Annotated in this window: 16 protein-coding genes; 6 read left to right on the forward strand and 10 right to left on the reverse strand. The window is 67.3% G+C overall.

Annotated elements, in window-relative coordinates:
* Positions 1 to 84 precede the first annotated feature (84 nt).
* The 6 genes from PGN37_RS23360 to PGN37_RS23385 are packed head-to-tail and all read left to right on the forward strand — an operon-like array spanning position 85 to position 6,767.
* A complete protein-coding gene (locus PGN37_RS23360) occupies positions 85 to 825 on the forward strand; it encodes a GntR family transcriptional regulator (protein ID WP_335333371.1) in 741 nt (246 codons plus the stop codon).
* Complete coding sequence (locus PGN37_RS23365) at positions 825 to 1,052, forward strand: 4Fe-4S dicluster domain-containing protein (protein ID WP_048422878.1); 228 nt, start codon at positions 825 to 827, stop codon at positions 1,050 to 1,052. Before PGN37_RS23360 ends, PGN37_RS23365 begins: the two co-directional genes overlap by 1 nt.
* A 15-nt stretch (positions 1,053 to 1,067) precedes the next feature.
* A complete protein-coding gene (locus PGN37_RS23370) occupies positions 1,068 to 2,489 on the forward strand; it encodes an ABC transporter substrate-binding protein (protein ID WP_335333372.1) in 1,422 nt (473 codons plus the stop codon).
* Entirely contained in the window at positions 2,486 to 3,343 is an 858-nt protein-coding gene (locus tag PGN37_RS23375; protein WP_335333373.1) for an ABC transporter permease, read from the forward strand. The genes PGN37_RS23370 and PGN37_RS23375 overlap by 4 nt, the downstream gene beginning before the upstream one ends.
* 5 nt (positions 3,344 to 3,348) lie before the next feature.
* Positions 3,349 to 4,083, forward strand: a complete 735-nt coding sequence (locus PGN37_RS23380) for an ABC transporter ATP-binding protein (RefSeq protein ID WP_335333408.1) — start codon at positions 3,349 to 3,351, stop codon at positions 4,081 to 4,083.
* Positions 4,083 to 6,767, forward strand: coding sequence for a fumarate reductase/succinate dehydrogenase flavoprotein subunit (locus PGN37_RS23385; RefSeq protein ID WP_335333409.1), 2,685 nt, complete (start codon positions 4,083 to 4,085; stop codon positions 6,765 to 6,767). Before PGN37_RS23380 ends, PGN37_RS23385 begins: the two co-directional genes overlap by 1 nt.
* A gap of 7 nt (positions 6,768 to 6,774) precedes the next feature.
* Here the strand turns inward: PGN37_RS23385 and PGN37_RS23390 are convergent, their stop codons facing one another.
* From PGN37_RS23390 to lepA, 10 genes are all read right to left on the reverse strand, one after another.
* Positions 6,775 to 8,106, reverse strand: coding sequence for a glutamine synthetase family protein (locus tag PGN37_RS23390; RefSeq protein WP_335333374.1), 1,332 nt, complete (start codon positions 8,104 to 8,106; stop codon positions 6,775 to 6,777).
* The gene (locus PGN37_RS23395) at positions 8,103 to 8,471 is read right to left on the reverse strand and encodes a WhiB family transcriptional regulator (RefSeq protein WP_335333375.1); all 369 of its coding nucleotides are present in this window, start codon (positions 8,469 to 8,471) and stop codon (positions 8,103 to 8,105) included. Before PGN37_RS23395 ends, PGN37_RS23390 begins: the two co-directional genes overlap by 4 nt.
* 21 nt (positions 8,472 to 8,492) lie before the next feature.
* A complete protein-coding gene (locus PGN37_RS23400) occupies positions 8,493 to 8,627 on the reverse strand; it encodes a hypothetical protein (RefSeq protein WP_335333376.1) in 135 nt (44 codons plus the stop codon).
* Between the two features lie 149 nt (positions 8,628 to 8,776).
* On the reverse strand, positions 8,777 to 9,418 hold the full coding sequence (locus PGN37_RS23405; RefSeq protein WP_335333377.1) for a GPR1/FUN34/YaaH family transporter: 642 nt from the start codon (positions 9,416 to 9,418) through the stop codon (positions 8,777 to 8,779).
* An 18-nt stretch (positions 9,419 to 9,436) separates the two neighbouring features.
* A complete protein-coding gene (locus tag PGN37_RS23410; RefSeq protein ID WP_335333378.1) occupies positions 9,437 to 10,486 on the reverse strand; it encodes a hypothetical protein in 1,050 nt (349 codons plus the stop codon).
* 28 nt (positions 10,487 to 10,514) lie between these two features.
* Positions 10,515 to 11,744 carry an acyl-CoA dehydrogenase family protein gene (locus tag PGN37_RS23415; protein WP_335333379.1) on the reverse strand — a complete coding sequence of 410 codons (1,230 nt, stop codon included), beginning with the start codon at positions 11,742 to 11,744 and terminating at the stop codon, positions 10,515 to 10,517.
* A gap of 42 nt (positions 11,745 to 11,786) precedes the next feature.
* Positions 11,787 to 12,740, reverse strand: a complete 954-nt coding sequence (locus PGN37_RS23420; protein ID WP_335333380.1) for a LysR family transcriptional regulator — start codon at positions 12,738 to 12,740, stop codon at positions 11,787 to 11,789.
* 68 nt (positions 12,741 to 12,808) lie between these two features.
* Positions 12,809 to 13,798 (reverse strand): isopenicillin N synthase family dioxygenase, encoded by a 990-nt coding sequence (locus tag PGN37_RS23425; RefSeq protein WP_335333381.1) that lies wholly within the window; start codon positions 13,796 to 13,798, stop codon positions 12,809 to 12,811.
* Positions 13,799 to 13,895: 97 nt separating this feature from the next.
* Complete coding sequence (locus tag PGN37_RS23430) at positions 13,896 to 14,534, reverse strand: sensor domain-containing protein (protein WP_335333382.1); 639 nt, start codon at positions 14,532 to 14,534, stop codon at positions 13,896 to 13,898.
* Between the two features lie 7 nt (positions 14,535 to 14,541).
* The gene (gene lepA / locus PGN37_RS23435; RefSeq protein WP_335333410.1) at positions 14,542 to 16,428 is read right to left on the reverse strand and encodes a translation elongation factor 4; all 1,887 of its coding nucleotides are present in this window, start codon (positions 16,426 to 16,428) and stop codon (positions 14,542 to 14,544) included.
* Positions 16,429 to 16,481: the final 53 nt, after the last annotated feature.

Consider the following 16,481-nt stretch of genomic DNA (forward strand, 5'->3'; position numbering starts at 1 on the left):
GTTCGTCTGCGCTGCGTGCGACGGCGACGCTGCGTGGCCCTACCCCCTTTAGCGTCGCAGCAACGTCCCGGCAGGAGGTGAACGATGACAGAGTCCGCGCCGACCCCACTGCGCAGACCGCGTGCCGATCAGGCACGTCTGGTGGCCGACGTCGTGCGCCACCAAATCCATGCCGGTGGTTACCCCGATGGTCTGCCCACCGAAGCCGATCTGGCGGCCGACTTCCTCGTCTCACGCAACGCCGTGCGCGAGGCCCTGGCAGTGCTCAAGGCCGAAGGGCTGATCGACCGTGAGCCCAAGGTCGGCACCCGGGTCGCCGTGCGCAAGTACGACCACGGACTCAATCACCTCGTCGGGCTCAAAGAGACGTTCCGCGAATACGGCGAGATCCGCAACGAGGTCCGCGCCGCGATGACGGTCAATGCGCCACCGTCGGTCGCGGCGCGCCTGGCTGTGGCCCCCGGTGACTCCGTGGTGTTCATCGAGCGTCTCCGTTTCCTCGGCGAACTGCCGCTCAGCCTCGACATGACCTACCTCGCCCGCGACATCGGCGACGCCGTCCTCGAGCACTCGTTGGAACACAACGACGTGTTCTCCCTGATCGAGCTCGTCACCGGACAGCGTCTCGGCGGCGCCGACGTCGCGGTCGAGGCCGTGTCGGCGGACCCGCATTCGGCAGCCATCCTTGCTGTGCCGCAGTCCGCGTCTCTGCTGCTCCTCGAGCGGCTCGCCCACCTCGACGACGGCCGCCCCGTCGATCTCGAGTACATCCGGCTGCGCGGCGATCGAATCACGCTGCGCAGCAACCTGATCAGAGGAGAATGATGGCCCAGGTCACCCAGCGCGTCGACGTTCCCGTCACCATCGACGAATCACTGTGCATCGAGGGGTGCACGCTGTGCGTCGAGATCTGTCCGCTCGACTCCTTGGCCATCAACCCGGAGAACGGCAAGGCGTTCATGCATGTGGACGAATGCTGGTACTGCGGGCCGTGCGCAGCACGCTGTCCCACCGGTGCCGTCACCGTCAACATGCCTTATCTCCTGCGATGAAAGCGTCCTGAGTAGATGAAACGTGCACTGGCTCTTGCACTCACCGCTGTGACCGCCGCGTCACTGGCCGCGTGCTCCCTCGACAGTCAATCCTCGTCGGCGGACACCGTCCGCGTCGTCGTGGGGTATCAGTCCAAGACCATCAACACCGTCACGGCCGGTACTCTGCTGCGCGCCAAGGGATTCTTGGAGAAGCGGCTCTCTGATCTCGGAAAGGCCTCCGGCGTCAGCTACCAGGTCGAATGGCAGGACTACGACACCGGAGCCCCGATCACCGCACAGATGGTCGCCGAGAAGATCGACATCGGCTCCATGGGCGACTATCCCCTGCTCATCAACGGGTCCAAGACTCAGGCCAACGAGCGTGCGCGCACGGAGTTGGTCTCGGTCACCGGCTACAGCCCGACAGGGTCGTTGAACATGGTGGTCGTTCCGCCCGGCTCACCGGCCCGCACGATCGCTGACCTGAAGGGCCAAAAGGTCTCGGCCAGCGTCGGTTCCGCCGGCCACGGCACACTCGTGCGTGCCCTCGACAACGCCGGCATCGACCCCAAGAACGGGGTCGAGGTGCTCAACCAGCAACCGCAGGTCGGAGCGTCGGCACTGGAATCCGGTCAGGTGCAGGCGCTGTCGCAGTTCGTGGCGTGGCCCGGGCTGCTCGCCTTTCAGAACAAGGCGACGCTGCTCTACGACGGCGCGGAAGGCAAGTATCCGACTTTCCACGGGGTCGTGGTGCGCCGGGACTACGCGGCCCGCCACCCCGAGGTGCTCGACGCGTTCCTCCAGGCGCAATTGGATGCGACCGACTACCTCAACCAACACCCGCTCGAGTCGGCGAACGTGGTGGCCGAGAGCAGCGGACTCCCGCCGGAGGTCGTCTACCTGTACAACGGTCCCGGCGGTACCAGCTTCGACGCCACTCTGAAACCCTCTCTCGTGCAAGCACTTCAGGGCGACGTGCCCTACCTGCAATCGATCGGCGAGTTCGCGCCGCTGGACGTGCCCGGTTTCGTGAACGCCGATCCGCTGAAGAAGGCCTTCGCCGACCGCGGCCAGGAGTACGACGCGGCGCTCGGGCGGACCGCGAATCCTTCGGTGCTGCAGGGCCGCGACCCCGTGTGCGGTGTCGAGGTCACCGATGCCGCGCTCGCGGGCGAGGTGTGGATCGACGGCACAGACACCACGCAGGCCGCGGCGACCCCCGACTGCCTGCTGCGCGCCGTGCGCGACGCCACCGCCCGCGGTGAGAAGGTGCGCGCGGCCTATGTGCCCGACTCCGAGTTCGGCACCCGGTGGTTCGCCGACAAGTCGGTCTGGGTCCGCGAGGGCAACCGTCACCTGCCGTTCGACACCGCGGCGGGAGCGGGCCGCTACACCGCGGCACACCCCGGCGCGACGGTGGTCGACTATCAGCAAGCCCTGGCCGGTGCGGTATGACGACCGCCCCCGCAGTGCTCGGCGCTACTGACCACCACGTCACGGTGACCCCGGCTGCACCTCCCGCGCGCCGGCGGAAATGGCCGTCAATGCTGGTGCGGGTCGCGTCGGTGGCCGCGGCAATCGGGTTGTGGCAGCTGCTGACCGCCAACGACGTCCGGCTGTGGCTGCGGTTCGACACCCTGCCGACCGTCACCGAGATCGTCGGTGCGTTCGCCTCGCGGCTCGGCACGCCCGACTACTGGCTCGATCTCGGGCAGTCGCTGATCCGGATCCTCAGCGGCTTCGCCTTGGCGGCCGTGGTCGGGGTGGTCACCGGCATACTGCTCGGCCGATCGCCGAGAGCGGGCGACGTCCTCGGACCCCTGACCGAACTGATACGGCCGGTGCCCGCGATCGCCATCGTGCCGGTCGCCATCCTCCTGTTCCCCACCGACGAAGCCGGGATCGTGTTCATCACTTTCCTCGCGGCCTACTTCCCGATCATGGTCAGCACGCGGCACGCCGTCCGGGCGCTGCCGACCCTGTGGGAGGACTCGGTGCGCACTCTGGGCGGTGGCCGGCGCGACGTTCTCCTCCGGGTCGTTCTGCCCGGCATCCTGCCCGGCGTGTTCGGCGGGTTGTCCGTCGGGATCGGAGTCGCGTGGATCTGCGTCATCTCCGCCGAGATGATCTCCGGGCGACTGGGTGTCGGTTACCGCACCTGGCAGGCGTACACCGTGCTCGCCTACCCAGACGTGTTCGTCGGCATCATCACGATCGGCGTGCTCGGCTTCGCCACGTCCGCCGCGGTGGAACTGGTCGGCCGTCGGGTGACGCGGTGGTTACCGCGCGGCGAGGAGGGCAACCGGTGACCGGGATGAGCCTGGCGCTGCGGGACGTCACCCTCGGCTATGGCGGCGCATCGGTGGTCGACGGTCTGGATCTCACCGTCGACCCGGGCGAGATCCTGATGTTGACCGGCCCGTCGGGATGCGGGAAGTCGACAATCCTGCGGGCTCTGGCCGGTCTCCTCGCGCCGGACGCGGGAGCTGTGCTGGCCGACGGTGAGCCCATCACCACCACGTCACGGGACCGGGCGATGGTGTTCCAGGACAACGCTCTGTTGCCCTGGCGCACAGTGCAATCGAACATCGAACTCGCCCTCGGACTGGCGGGCCGGCCGCGGCGGACCCGCCGCGCCGAGGCGCTCACCTGGATCGCCGACGTCGGTCTCAGCGGTTTCGAGAACTATCTGCCCAAGAGTCTGTCGGGCGGCATGCGACAGCGTGTCCAGCTGGCGCGTGGGCTGGCCGGCGCGCCACGAGCGGTCATGATGGACGAACCCTTCGGTGCCCTCGACACGCAGACCCGCGCGTCGATGCAGCGGCTGCTGATCGACACGTGGCGCGCACATCCGACCACCATCGTGTTCGTCACCCACGACGTCGACGAAGCACTGATGCTCGGTGATCGGGTAGCCGTGCTCGGCCGGGCCGGTCAGCCGCTGCGCGCCCTCCTCGACGTCCCGAATCCCCGCGACTCGTCGGCGTCGCGCACGTCACTGCGCGCCGCCGTCGTCGCCGCACTCGATCACTCGGAGTTGGTGCCATGATGCAGATTCCCGCGCTCGACGACGCGACACGCCTCGACTGTGACGTGCTGGTCATCGGTGGCGGCACAGCCGGCACGATGGCCGCGCTGACCGCTGCCGAACACGGCGCCAATGTGCTGCTGCTGGAAAAGGCCCACGTCCGGCATTCGGGCGCTCTGGCCATGGGCATGGACGGTGTCAACAACGCCGTGATCCCCGGCAAGGCCACCCCTGAGGACTACGTCGCCGAGATCACCCGCGCCAACGACGGAATCGTCAACCAGCGCACCATCTATCAGACCGCCACCCGCGGCTTCGCGATGGTCCAGCGCCTCGAACGTTACGGGGTGAAGTTCGAGAAGGACGAGCACGGCGAGTACGCCGTCCGCCGTGTCCATCGCTCCGGGTCCTACGTACTGCCGATGCCCGAGGGCAAGGACGTCAAGAAAGCCCTCTATCGCGTGCTGCGGCAACGCTCGATGCGCGAGAAGATCCGCATCGAGAACCGGTTGGTCCCGGTGCGGGTACTCACCTCGGCAGGCCGCGCGGTCGGGGCGGCGGCGCTGAACAGCCGCACCGGCGAATTCGTGGTCGTGGGAGCCAAATCCGTGATCCTCGCGACGGGAGCGTGCGGTCGGCTCGGGCTACCCGCGTCGGGCTACCTGTACGGCACCTACGAGAACCCGACCAACGCGGGCGACGGATACGCGATGGCCCTGCACGCCGGCGCCGAACTGTCCGGCATCGAATGCTTCCAGATCAACCCGCTGATCAAGGACTACAACGGGCCGGCCTGCGCCTACGTGGCGAACCCCTTCGGCGGGTACCAGGTCAACGCGCTCGGTGAGCGGTTCGTCGATTCCGACTACTGGTCCGGTCAGATGATGGCCGAGGTGAAGAGCGAGATCGAATCCGCTCGCGGACCGATCTATCTGAAGGTCAGCCACCTGCCCGACGAGACCCTGTCGACGTTGGAGGGCATCCTGCACTCGACCGAGCGGCCCACCCGCGGCACGTTCCACGCCAACCGCGGTCACGACTACCGCACCCATGACATCGAGATGCACATCTCCGAGATCGGTCTGTGCAGCGGGCATTCCGCGTCCGGGGTCTGGGTGGACGAGAACGCTCGCACCACGGTGCCCGGCCTGTACGCCGCCGGCGATCTCGCCTGCGTGCCGCACAACTACATGATCGGCGCGTTCGTCTACGGCGACCTGGCCGGCTCCGACGCCGCGCGCACCGCAGCCGATGTGCCGGCGCCGCAACAGCTTCCGACAGATCAGATCGCCGCGGCCCACGAACTGATCTACCGACCACTGCGTCAGCCCGACGGCCCGCCGCAGCCGCAGGTCGAATACAAGCTGCGCCGGTTCGTCAACGACTACGTGGCGCCGCCGAAGACCGCGGCGAAACTGTCGCTGGCGGTCGAGACGTTCGAACGAATGCGCGCCGAGGTCGCAGGCATCGGCGCCACCACGGCGCACGAACTGATGCGAGCCGTGGAAGTGTCCTTCATCCGCGACTGCGCCGAGATGGCCGCCCGGTCCTCGCTCACGCGTACCGAATCCCGGTGGGGCCTCTACCACGACCGCAGCGACCTGCCCGACCGCGACGACGACGCGTGGCGGTACCACCTCAACCTCCGTAAGACACCCGATGGCGAGATCGAGTTCCTCAAGCGCCCCGTCGCTCCCTATCTCGTACCCGTCCCCGGGTTCGACGACATCCCCAGCGACACAGACGAACCCGTCGTTATCGCTGAGCCGGCGCTGATCGGTGGCCGGGCACCCGCCTCAGAACTATCGCGGGTGATCGACTCTGCCGGGCCGCCACCCTCGCCGCGGATCGCGGCGGTCCTCGCGCTCGACGAGCCGTCCGTCGACGATCTCGCGCAGTTCTTGACCGACGACGATCCCGGAGTGCGGCGCACAGCCGTCGACGTCCTGACCGAGCACATGTGCGAGGGGTACGCCGAACCGCTCGTCGACGCTCTGGCCGATGTCGACGCCGGGGTCCGCAGGGTCGCTGCCGACGGCATACGCGAGCTGGTCGAGGTGTTGCCGAGCCCGGAATCGGTTGCCCATGTCGTCGGTTCGACCGACGCAGCAGTTCGAGGCGCCGCGATCTACGTGCTGAGTTCACGCCGCGTCGGTGACGTCGAGACGTACCGGCGCGTGGTCAGAGACCCCGATCATCGGGTCCGCATCGAGGCCGTTCGCGCGTTGGTGTCGGTCGACGACGCGGACGGGGTGGCCGCGGCGCACGCCGATCCCAACCGGGAGGTGCGCATCGCGGTCGCGGGCGGTCTGGGCACACTGCGGGCAGGTGCGCCGACGGTCCGGCTGCTGCTCGACGATCCCGATCCACTGGTCCGCGCTGCGGCTCTGGCCGCGATCGGCGACATCGGCTGGCACGAGGGTGACGGAGCGACTGTCGAGCAGGCGTTGGGGTCCTCCGCCTGGCAGATCCGTCAGGGGGCGGCGCGTGCGCTGGCCGGCGCACCGTCACCGTCGGCCGCCGTGCCACCGCTCTCACGTGCGCTGACCGACCCCCACCTCGACGTCCGCAAGGCCGCGGTGCTCAGCCTCACCCGGTGGGCGCCGTCGGAGGAAGCCGCGCGCGCCGCGCTGACCGGTGCCCTCGACGACGGCGATGCCGATGTCCGCGCTTATGCCCGCCGGGCCCTGGAAGCCGCGTCATGACCGGGGCTCATGACCGGGTGAGATAGCGCGTGCGCTCCCAGTCGCTGACGTGCCCGAGGTAGGCGTCCCATTCGCTGCGTGCGAGTACCGCGAAGTCCAGCACCGACTGTTCACCGAGGATGTCGAGAATGGTGTCGTCCTGGATGGCGAGCGCCACCGCGGTGCCCAGCGAATCGGGCAGGGGCACACCCTTGCCGTACAGGTTCCCCTCCGCGGGTTCGGGTGGCTCTCGACGGGCCTCCAATCCTGCGACGACAGCGGCCAGGGCCGACGCGACAAGCCAGTAAGGGTTCGAATCTGCGGCGCCGGAACGCAACTCGATCCGCGACGCGTCAGGCGCCTCGTCGACGAGCGAACGTATCGCCGCGCTGCGGTTGTCCCGGCTCCAGTTCACCGTGTCCGGAGCGAACGTGTCAGGCGCAAAGCGGCGGTAAGCATTCACCGAGTGGGCGCCGAACAGCGTGATCGACGGCAGATGCTCGTACAACCCGGCGATCACGTACCGCGCGGCCTGGCTCTCGGCGCCGTCGACCGCCGCGAACACCGGACGGTCACCCTCCCACAGCGAAATGTGCAGGTGCGCCGACGAACCGGAATGCTCGGAGAACGGTTTGGGCATGAAGCTCGCGAGCTTGCCATGCCGGCGCGCGACCTCCTTGGCGGCGTACTTGAGGCGGGCACTGTCGTCGGCCGCGGCCAGCGCGTCGGTGTAGACCAGATTGGTCTCGACCTGACCTGGTCCGTATTCGGTCTGGATACCCTCCAATCGGGTGAAGGCGCTCAGGGTCTCATAGAGGTCGGCGATCAGGGGGTCGAGGGCGTTGGCGTTCTCCAGCGAGTACGCCTGAATGGCGTCGATGATCGGCGTGCCGTCGGTCTCGAGCAGGTAGAACTCGAACTCGACACCGATCTTGGCGGTGTAGCCGAGGTTCGCCAGTCGCGCCAGCACACGTTTGAGCACGCCGCGGGGATCGAGCAGCGACGGCGTGCGGTGGTGGGTGACGATGTCGGAGATCACGTGCCCCACGCCGGGGCGCCACGGGAGGCGGGTGAAGGTGCTGAGATCGGGAACGGCGTAGACGTCGGGATAGCCGCTGGCCCAATTCGTCAGCGCCAGTGAATCGATGACCGTGCCGTCGGTGTTCCACGCGAGTGCAGCCTCGCAGAATGCGAAACCGGTACCGGTGGCGCGGTCGAGGAACTGTCCTGCCGGTATCCGCTTGCCGGCGGAGTGCCCGAACGAATCACTCCAGGCGACCTCGATCTCGGTCAGCGTGCCGTCAGCAATACCGCGGCGCAGCTCCTCTGCGGCCACGCTCGGCCCGGCGATCTGCGTCATCGCGAACTCCTTCCGGCCGCACGCCGCGTCGGGGCGACGCCGCGCTCTCGGGGTGTGGTTGCACCCCACACCCCGTACCGTTCCGGAACGCTCAATGCGTGCTCACGGCAACGGGACAGCACCGGGCACGTGAGGCAGATCCGTTTGGCTTCTTCCTCATGGCGCCGCCGGATCGACCGATGATCGCTCTCGGGAAAGAACAATTCGGACGGGAACTCCAGGCAGCGCCCGTGCAGTTGCCAACTCCAGAATTCGTCCGGCGGCTCGATGGGTAGTGCAGCAGTCACTCCTGCATCGTCGCCGACCTCGCCACCGACCCCCAGATATCCGCTCGACGTGAGTGATATCGATGGCCCCAGCGGCATGGTGGCCGCCGGGTCAGGTCGTCACACGCTGGAAAACAACACGGCACCCATCAGCACGAAAGCGACACCGAGAACGAGGACAGTCCACGCCCACCGCTCGGACATCTTGGTGACCGACAGTTCTGCGATGACCCACGGCGTCGCCGGATCCTCCATGCAATCAGGCTATGAAGAACCGCGTGCCGACGACGCGACGAGTAGGCCGGCGCTCGCAACGGTGCGTCTGAACCATCTCTGCCGCAGTACTTTTCACGACAGTGGTACATCAGATCAGGCTGAGGGAAAGCATGATGCCATCGACGCGGTCACACCTTGAGGGGTCGCCCCAGCGGAAGGGCACGTCCGCCGGTCTCCTGCCAGAGCGCGGCGGCCCAGAAGTAGACCACGAAGGCGACGAACACGAACACGGCCCATCCGCCGAGTCTGGTTGCGGCCACACTTCCGGTCACGTTGCCCAGCAGCAGAAGCGCCAGTGCGACATCGACCACGGCGAACAGCACCGGGAAGGTCCATGGAAGCCGGATCGTCAGCACGGTGAGAATTCCGATGGTCAGTAGCCAGCTCGCCAGCCACAGGGACACCGTCTCCTGCACGCCGCCTGCCGGGATGCCGAACCAATTGTGCGCCAGACCCAGCGACAGCACCGAGTAACTACCGTAGAACCCGAAGAACGTGCCGTAGATCGTCGCAGTGACGTTCTGCCGCAGCGCGGCCGCCCAGATCGTGGTGATCAGCAACCCGACCGCGGTGCCCGACAACAGAACTGGTACGGGCGCTGCCGACGTCGATACGATGCCGGTGTTCGTGAACCCCAACCCCACCGCGCCGGCGATGATGAGTGGCAGGCCGATCAGACCGGGGTTGCCCTCCGGCGGTCCCGCGGTTTCAGCGGCGCCCTCGGTGACTGAAGGTTCAGTGAGCGTGGGTGATTCGGCGATGTCGGTCATGATCTCTCCTGAGGAAGGTCAACGGGTGGCGAGTGCGGGTTGACGGGCGACGCTGTAGCCCTGCCACGCATCGAGGACGGCGTCGAGCTGCTCGGGTGTGTGACGGCCCAGGCCGCATTCGGTACCGATACCGAAGTGCGGAAGGAACTCCGCGGCCAGTGCCGCCCGTTCGAGCGCGCCGGCAGCTCCGTCCTCGGCGTGCAGGAGCCCGAGATAGAACTCGGTGTGCGGCTCGATCGCGAGCGCGCTCAGCGGCTGCCAGTGGGCACGTCTGTTCCAGGATGTGACGGTGGCGGCCTGGATCGCGTCGATGCGGCGCGACACGTGCCGGGACAACCCGTTGGCGAGCGTGACGATGGCCGAGGCGTCGCGAGGCAGGACATGGCGGCCGCCACGGGCGGCGGCTTCCTCGTCGGGCGGATCTCCCATGAACGGGGACGCGCCGAACTTCGAGTCGCCGTAGCAGAAGTGAAAGGTCAGCTCGGCGTCATCGTGGACCCATGCGGCGAGGCGACCCGTCGCCTCGAAGATCGGCTCCACGTCACCGTAGGGGTTGGCGAACCAGCCTTCGATCGTGGCCAGTTCGGTGGGAAGATCCCATTGGATGGCGAGGTCGGACGGCGGGACGAGTTCCTGCAAGCGCTGCACGCTCGCGCGCAGAGCGCTCTCGTAGGCGTGGGCGATGGCCACCTGGGAATCCCACTCGGCGAAAGAGTTCACCGCGTTGAACGGGGTCGGTATCGACACGAGGAACCGGGAATTCTCGGCCAGCACACCATCCCGGCGCGCGGCGACGAACCGGCGGTACGAATCGGCGGCGATCGAGTGGTAGTCGACCGGCCCGAACTCGACCGCCACACCGGCACGCACCCGCGCACGCCCGTCGACCACGTCGAGGGTCGGATTGTCCAGAAAGTGGTCCGCCTGTGTCAGAACCCAATTGGCACGCTCGCCGGGTTCGCCGTCGGGGACTCGGGTCACGCCGGGTTGCAGTCGAGTACCCACCAACGCGAACGCGTCGTCGACGGTGGCTACGTTGATACTGCCGGTGAGGTAGAAGCCGGTCATCGAGGATTCCTTCGTTGGTCGGACGGGATCACAGCAGGACGCCGAGCCGTGGCGGAACGGTGCCGCGCAGTGTGTGGTTGCCGAGGTGGACGTATTTCCAGCGCGCCGGGTCGTGCAATGAATGCACCCGGACGTTGCGCCAATGCCGGTCCAGCGCGAACGCTCGATCGGTGGCGGACGCTCCTGCGAGTTCGAAGATGCCACTGGCGATCTCCACGGCGAACTCCTGGGCCAGCGCCTTGGCAGCGGCCACGTTCAGCGAGGCCGCCGCCGCCCCGTCACGGGTGACCTTCGGCGCGGCGAGAGCGTCGTCGACCAGGGAAGCACCGTGGGCAAGCAGAGCCTCCAGGGCGTACAACCGCGCCGTCAATTCACCGAATCGGCGCACGACATGTGGCTCCTCGTCGGCGCGTTCGACCCCGGCTTCGAACCAGGGGCGGCTGCGCGTGGTGACGAAATGCGCGCCGTCCTGCAGCGCGGCCCGCGCGATCCCGATGTCGATTGCGGCATGCAGTGCCTGGTCGAACGCGCCGAGCACCGACGGTTCGGCTGTCACTGGATCAGGGGCGGGACCTTCGTCGACGACGAAGGTCCCGTCGACGACTACGTCGCCGAAAACCACTTCGCCACTTGCCGTCCCACGCTGTCCGAAGGCATTCCACCGATCCAGGTTCAACGTCACGCCGGCGTCGGCGGGACGGACGAACACGGTTGCACCGTGTGCCGGAGCGGTGTCGGGAATCGTCGCTGCGACAGCGATCCACGACGCGCCGAGCGTGCCGGTCGCGTAGTACTTCTTTCCGTTGAGAAGCCACGATCCGTCATCGCGACGCGCCACCGTGGTCCGCCGTTCGACGCTGGTGCGTGTGCCGCGCTCGACGGTGGCATTACCGAGCTGGGCGCCGGCGAGCACATCACGATAGATGCTCGGCGCCGGCTCGGAGTGCCCGAGGCCGCGGATCGCTTCGAGCACGACGTAGTGTGACAACAGCAGTTGAGCGACAGCGGAATCTGCGACCGCGAGGATGCGCAGTACCTCAACCACCGACGCCCTCGGAAGGTCGGGCCCGCCGAAGTCGCCGGGAACCGAGATACCGAGCAGGCCCGACCTCGCGACGTCCTGCAGAGCTACCTCCGGCCAGACGCCTTCGATTTCACGCTCGACGACGCCGTCTGCGATGGTCGCCGCAACTGCCGTCGCGACATGCAGCGCCTCGTGAGACGTTGACAGCAGCGGTGGTCTCGTGATCGTCGTCATGCGTAATACGCTACGGCGACAAGGCAATTGGCGAAACCCGCATCAAGCGACGGTCAACGGCCGTGCAGAATCGCTGTACACCCCGTCCGCGGAAAGCCGAGCCCCCACCGATCGCGTCAACGACAGCAGGGTGGCCAATGCTGTGCCGTCCTCGGGAATCCTACTGGTGGCAAGCGAAATTCGACGCGCTGGGCGGTGACCAGCAACCCTGCGCACCAGAACGTCGGCGCGCGCACTTCCGACCGCCAACGACGGGACCAACGAGATGCCCATGTTGGCAGCGACCATGCCCTGCACTGTCGTGTAGTCGTCAGCTCGGAAGGCCACGTCCGGGACGAATCCCGCTTCCCGACAGGCTTTTTGGAAGACACGCACATCGGGACAGTCTCCTGTCGCCGTACTGATCACCCACTGGTCGGCGGCGAGCGCAGAGAACGGCAGCTCCGCCAGGCCGGCGAGTCGGTGCCTCGCGGGCAGGACAACGAAGAATTCGTCGTCGTAGACGGGAACGATGTGCAGACCGGGGAGGTCTGGACGTTCGCCGGGCACAGACGTGATGACCGCGGCGTCGACTCGTTCGGTGTCGAGCAGTCCGACGGCGTCCTGCGGGTCGGCTGAGAGGAGCTCGATCTCGACGCCGGGGCGCTGACTGCGTAAGTGAGCCAGCGCCGGCGGCAGGATCGTGGCTGCCGCGGACGTGAAGGACGCGATCCTCAACCGCTGTTCATCCCCGGCGGTGAGTATCTCGAGATCCCGTTCCGCGTGGGCCACTGCGCTCAGGATCACCTCGGAGTGGTCGAGGAGACGTCGACCGGCGGCGGTCAACCGCGCACCATTGGGCCCCCGATCCAGCAACACCGCTCCGACGTCGCGCTCGAGCGCGCTGATCTGTTGGGACACCCCAGAGGTCGTGTAGTTCAGGTGTCCGGCCGCCGCGCTGAGAGAGCCGCGAGCCGCGACTTCGGCCAGCACCACCAACCGCCGGATGTCGAACACGGCGTCAATCTACGGTCGGCACGGTCGCCGATCGAGAGTTGCGCTCACGACGACGGAATCAGCCGTCACTACGCCGACGCAACGCCGCCGGCACGGATGCCGTGATGGCGCTCCGCGACGTCGGGGTGGGCGCGAGTACGTGACTTCCACGCGTTCTCCCCATAGGTGTTGAAGATCGGATTCGCCGGGTCCGTCTCGACGCCGCGCGAGAGAGCAGCCAGCTCGGGTGGAAGCGCGATGATCGGCACGAGCGCATCCAACGCGGGGTTGAGGAAGAAAGGTATCGACACCCGATCGGTACCCGGCCGGGGCGCGATCACTCGATGCCGGGTGGCGCGCAGGTACCCGCCGCTGGCGACCTCCAGCAGTTCACCGATGTTCACGATGAAAGCGTCCGCGACAGGTGGCACGTCGACCCAGGTGCCCTCCGAGGTCTCCACCTGCAACCCCTCGGAATCCGGCTCGACCAGCAACAAGGTCAACACCCCGGAGTCCTTGTGGGCACCGACGCCCTGGTGAGTCTGCGTGGTCCCGGGATATCGGACGACCTTCATCAAAGTGGCCGGCGCCGTGGCGAAGGCGGAGTCGAAGATGTCCTCGTCAGCGCCTAGCGAGACCGCCCAGTGCCGAAGCAGTCTCAGCCCCACCACCGACAGCGCGTGGCTCCACTCCTCGAAGGCTGCGCGGAAGTCCGAGGGGCGCCCCGGCCACAGATTCGGACCCTGCAGACGCCAAAAGCCTTGTGCGCCCTCGAGGACGGGCCGCTCGGGACCGATGTCGATCTGCTCGCGCCAGTCGACGAGCCCGTTGGTCAGTTCGCCGCCCAGCCGCGAATAGCCCCGGAATTGCGGGCTTTGCAGCTGACTGATCTCGTTCTTCTCGGCTGCCGGCACCGCGAAGAAGGCGCGAGCCGCTGCCAGCACGCGATCGAACTGTGTGGAGTCCACGCCGTGCCCTGTGAGGTAGAAGAAGCCACTGTCATGGGCGGCCTCGCGCAGCTGCGTCCGAAAGCCTGCCGGATCCAAGTCTGCGGAGGTGAGGTCGAGTACAGGGAGCACTCCGCCATCATCGATGCGAGGACCCGTTGCGCGCCACCGACATCGACGAATTCGCGACAGTTGTGAAGCAACGCTGGACACAGTGTCGCGGGAGACATCAGGATCGGTCGGCGTTTCTGGCCATCTCAGCCACCGCCGCGGCGGCCTCGTTGGTGACTCCCGGCCCGCACACCATCGCCTCGACGACCGTCGCGACCGCGGCCCCCATCGCATGCTGGCACTGCTCCCCCACGCGGTCCGACCGTGTGGTGCGCTGACTGGCAATGCCGTCGCTGACCTCGACCGGTTCGCGCTCCCAGGTGACCGGAGCGGGCCCGCCGGTCGTCACCGGCACACCCACGCACACGTCCCATGACAGCTTCGACATATCGAGGATGCGCCGGGCGTCCTTGGCCGACCGCACGACGACCACGCTCTGGCGCACCGAGCCGGCGGGCGAATCCGAGGCCCTGGTCAGGATCGCCGTCGGCCCTCCGTCTCGGTACACGTTGCGGTCCGCGATGTCGACCGTGTGCACGCATCCGGGCGGCCTCGTGCCGTTGGCCAATTCGTCAGTGAACTCTCGACCGTCGGGGTCGCTGTGGAAACCACTGGTGTGCAACAGTTCATCGAGTTCGACATCGCTGAGCAGCACCGAGTCCAACCCGCCCGTCGGGGCGGGCACGGCGGTGCCCTCGACACCCCCGCCACACCCGGTCACGAGGACGGCCAGCGCAACGACTAGTCCGCGCCGCACGTCGGACCTACTTCTTGGCCTTGTCGGCGGCGGCGTCGGTGGACAGCGCCGCGACGAAGGCCTCCTGCGGAACGTCGACCCGGCCGATGGTCTTCATCCGCTTCTTGCCTTCCTTCTGCTTCTCCAGCAGCTTGCGCTTACGGGTGATGTCACCGCCGTAGCACTTGGAGAGCACGTCCTTGCGAATGGCCCGAATATTCTCGCGCGCAATGATTTTCGATCCGATGGCTGCCTGCACCGGCACCTCGAACTGCTGGCGCGGGATGAGCTCCTTGAGCTTGGTGGTCATCTTGTTGCCATACGCGCTGGCCCCGTCCTTGTGGACGATCGCCGAGAACGCGTCGACGGCCTCGCCCTGCAGCAGGATGTCGACCTTGACCAGGTCGGCCTGCTGCTCGCCGGCCTCCTCGTAGTCCAGGCTCGCGTAGCCGCGGGTGCGCGACTTCAGCGAGTCGAAGAAATCGAAGATGATCTCGCCCAACGGCATCGTGTAGCGCAGCTCCACACGTTCGGGCGACAGGTAGTCCATGCCGCCGAGCTCACCGCGCCGGGACTGGCACAGCTCCATGATCGTGCCGATGAACTCACTCGGCGCAATGATCGTCGTCTTCACGATCGGTTCGTACACCTCACGGACCTTGCCCTCCGGCCAGTCCGACGGATTGGTGACGACCAGCTCGGAGCCGTCGTCCTTGACGACGCGGTACACCACGTTCGGCGAGGTGGAGATGAGATCCAGGTCGAACTCGCGCTCGAGGCGCTCCCGGGTGATCTCCATGTGCAGCAGACCGAGGAATCCGCAGCGGAACCCAAACCCCAGCGCCACCGAGGTCTCAGGCTCATACGTCAGCGCCGCGTCGTTGAGCTGCAGCTTGTCCAGCGCTTCGCGCAGGTTCGGATAGTCGGAACCGTCGACCGGGTACAGCCCCGAGTACACCATCGGCCGGGGTTCGCGGTAGCCGGTCAGCGGCTCGGTGGCACCGCCGCGCGCGGTGGTCACGGTGTCGCCGACCTTGGACTGGCGGACGTCCTTGACGCCGGTGATGAGGTAACCCACCTCGCCGACACCCAGGCCGTCGGAGGCCTTCGGCTCGGGCGAGACGATGCCGACCTCGAGCAGTTCGTGGACGGTGCCCGTCGACATCATCTTGATGCGCTCGCGCGGCACGATCTTGCCGTCGACGACGCGGACGTAGGTGACAACGCCGCGATAGGTGTCGTACACCGAGTCGAAGATCATCGCCCGGGCGGGCGCGTCGGCGTCGCCGGTGGGAGCCGGCACCTGCCGGACGACCTCGTCGAGCAGCTCCGTGACGCCGACGCCGGTCTTGCCCGACACCCGCAGGACGTCGGACGGCTCGCAGCCGATGATGTGGGCGAGCTCGCTGGCGTAACGCTCGGGGTCGGCGGCCGGCAGATCGATCTTGTTCAGCACGGGGATGACGGTCAGGTCGCGATCCAGGGCCAGGTAGAGGTTGGCCAGCGTCTGGGCCTCGATGCCCTGGGCGGCGTCGACGAGCAGGACGGCGCCTTCACACGCCTCCAACGCGCGGGACACCTCGTAGGTGAAGTCGACGTGGCCGGGCGTGTCGATCAGGTGCAGCACGTGCTCTTGGTCACCGACCTTCCACGGAAGCCGCACGTTCTGCGCCTTGATCGTGATCCCGCGTTCCCGCTCGATGTCCATGCGGTCGAGGTACTGCGCCCGCATGTCGCGGTCGGAGACCACGCCGGTGAGCTGCAGCATCCGGTCGGCCAGCGTCGACTTGCCGTGGTCGATGTGGGCGATGATGCAGAAGTTCCGAATCTGCGCCGGCGCGGTGAAGGTCTTGTCGGCGAAACTGCTAATGGAATTTCTCCTGGTGAGCGCGATACGGGTACCGGAAACGGCCAGTCCAGAGTAACGAGCACCCGCCCGCGCGACACAATCGAGCGCCGCGGCGACCG

The organism is Mycobacterium kyogaense (genome assembly GCF_036946525.1).
Taxonomy (GTDB): Bacteria; Actinomycetota; Actinomycetes; order Mycobacteriales; family Mycobacteriaceae; genus Mycobacterium; species Mycobacterium kyogaense_A.